Source organism: Maribacter luteus (assembly GCF_009674825.1).
GTDB classification, from domain to species: Bacteria; Bacteroidota; Bacteroidia; order Flavobacteriales; family Flavobacteriaceae; genus Maribacter_A; species Maribacter_A luteus.
In genome coordinates, this window is sequence record NZ_WKJH01000014.1 from 1 (window position 1) to 2,687 (window position 2,687).

Annotated in this window: 3 protein-coding genes; all 3 read right to left on the bottom strand. The window is 29.8% G+C overall.

Annotated elements, in window-relative coordinates:
- Positions 1-113: 113 nt before the first annotated feature.
- Complete coding sequence (locus tag GJ691_RS11380; protein WP_154366963.1) at positions 114-1,340, bottom strand: Shedu anti-phage system protein SduA domain-containing protein; 1,227 nt, start codon at positions 1,338-1,340, stop codon at positions 114-116.
- A 220-nt stretch (positions 1,341-1,560) separates the two neighbouring features.
- Complete coding sequence (locus tag GJ691_RS11385) at positions 1,561-1,893, bottom strand: hypothetical protein (protein ID WP_154366965.1); 333 nt, start codon at positions 1,891-1,893, stop codon at positions 1,561-1,563.
- Between the two features lie 3 nt (positions 1,894-1,896).
- Positions 1,897-2,406: a hypothetical protein gene (locus tag GJ691_RS11390; RefSeq protein ID WP_154366967.1), complete on the bottom strand. Its 510-nt coding sequence runs from the start codon at positions 2,404-2,406 to the stop codon at positions 1,897-1,899.
- Between the last annotated feature and the right edge of the window lie 281 nt (positions 2,407-2,687).

Below are 2,687 nucleotides of genomic sequence, written 5' to 3' on the forward strand. Positions count from 1 at the left end.
GGAGCAAGTTATATTAAAGAAAAAAAGGTGGTTTAAGGCAAAAAAGAAAATATTGATTAACTTTAGAGAACTGGACTAGGGCTTTTCATAGGATACAATGTTAGCAAGCGTTTTTATTTCAAATCAATACTTAGTCGATTGAATTTATCAAAATAATCAATATTTAACTCTTCAAGCTCTTCATAAGTTACAACCTCAATTCCATTATACATTCGATTAAGGTCACTTGAAAATTTTTCTTTCATTTCAAGCTTTTCTTCTTTTCTCCCTGCAAGTAAAATATGGTCAAAGTTTTCTGTTCGATAGCCCAATTTAGATTCTATTTCTAGTTCATTTTCTTTTTTACTTGAATACTCCTTATATCTCCAGACTTGTTCTAAATGAGATAAATAGTTACTACTTAATTGAGGTCTTTTCGTTTTCTTTTTGACATAAAAAGTTACATCTTCTTTTTTAACTTCGAAAAAGGTTGTTTTTAAAAACTCAGGGAACTCTGTTTTAAGTATATAATCACATTCTTCATTAGTTTTCTCATTCAAATCATATAAGTTTTTCTCGTATTCAAAATCAATAAAAGCGTCTCTTAAAAGAATCATTTTATTCTGATTGAAAAAATCGTGTAAAATAGTCCGCTCATTATTTATTCTATCATATTTGATATGATTATTGTAGGTAGAATTAAACTCTAAAATAGATTGTTCAATTTCTCTTCTATTTATTATCAGCCAATCGTAAACTAACGGTGTTGGTAGCTTAATGAATTCTTCCGATACGATTGAGGTTTTTAGTAAGAAGTAACTTTCAGAATTTTTAGTTATTCGATTCTTGTAATGAGTTTTATAAAAAGTTGATTCTTGAAAGTTTTGAGTGTTTTTATTTAAAATTCCTAAGTTTTCTAAATCGGTTACTAATCTTTTTCGCCAAGTCCTTATAGTGTTTTCAAATTCAGTAATAAATTCATCGTGTTGTCCTTCCTTATTTTTTTTAAGAATCGCTTGCCAATTGTCTGCTGAAATTGTTCCTCTTGTCTCTATGTCAGTATATAGTATAACTGGGATAGAACTAATCCTAAAATTACCTTTTGAATAAGAAGTGTTGAATCCATTTCTAAATCTTAAAATTTTGGACGCTTGCAAGCTATCAATATGTTCTGCCGATGATTCATTGGTAATTATTACATCAATATGAAGTTTCTTTTTTTCTAGCTGTTCAATAATAAACGATTTGGTTTTCTCGAATGAATTACAAAAGATTAATTCATTTTCTTCGTAGCCATAATTTTTGAAAATGTTCTTATAAGTATCTTCTGCAGATTTAAAGTCGTTTATTAATATTTTCATTTTTTTTCAAATGCTTGCTAACGACTCGTATAAAAAATCGTAAGTGATTTCGAAGCTCCTACCTGTCAAGTTGCACCGAGCCAAATTTGCGTTTTGACACAAATTTACTGTTTTAAAACAAACCGTCAAATCGCAGATTTGGCGGAGCTGATTAAAGGCGAAAATGTCTCGTAAACCACTTAGACACTTATGTTTTTTATACATTGTTGTACGCTGCCATTTACCCATTATATTTCATTAGTTCTTTTTCTCCTGGTAAAATTTGCTCAAATAATTCTAACGCAAAATCAAAATTACACGGTGCTAATCCATTATAAATTATTAATCCTTCTGTACTCGAATTAAAATCATCCGTCAAATCAACAGTCATTAACCAAACAGAAGCATTATTGAATTTTGAATATCCAGCATCATAATGTATCGTAATCCTTGCGATATAATCTTTATTGTTAAAAGGATGATAATACTTTTTCTCAAAAACATCCCGTTTATCACTCTCTCTTGTTTGTGAAAATCCAGTTTGCCTTATGTATTCTGCTAAATCAAAGTCCATTGTCTATTTTATAATTTTTTCTATTTCATCAATTTCCGACTGATAATAATTGGTAGTCCGCATACATATATTAGTCCATATACAGTTTTTACCTTTTGGGTATTCACAGTCATTATTTGTCATGCCAAAATATGTTTCTTTGTTACCGTAAACTATATATCTATCTCCAATTTTAAATCTATATCCGCAATCACCGCCACCATTTCCAGTATATATATCCAACGTATCACTTGTAGTTTTACCTTTATATATTTTCTCAATCTTAATTGAATACTTACTTATCCGATGAACATAAGGATATTGTTTATGATATAATGTGTCTTTGAAATTTTGTTTAATCAGCGCTGAATCAGGAATATCAACAAAAGCCCTACTAATGATTTCTCCAACAATCACAAAGTCAGAATTTTTAATCGCTCCTTTTACAGTCGATTCTCCTTGACATGTACAAGCATAAATATCAGAAAACCCTAATAGCAATAATGATAATAATATGTAGTATGTCTTTCTCATGGTTGCGTACAACGTCTCGGCTATGATTAGTACGGGAATAAAAAGGCACTTTTGTTTCCGTTTAAGCAATTAGCCGAATCTTTTTGTTTGTTTTTACTTTTTTATTTTAAAAGCCAAATCCAAAAGATTTGGCGGACATTCTAAATATACCCAAGCTTAGCGTCAAGCACCAAAACCCGTATTAATTATAGCATCGATGAAAAAGCAGTAAGTCGAGTATCTTTAAAATGAACAAAAAATTAAAGATATGGTTACTCAAATTACTGCTGTACCGAAGTTAT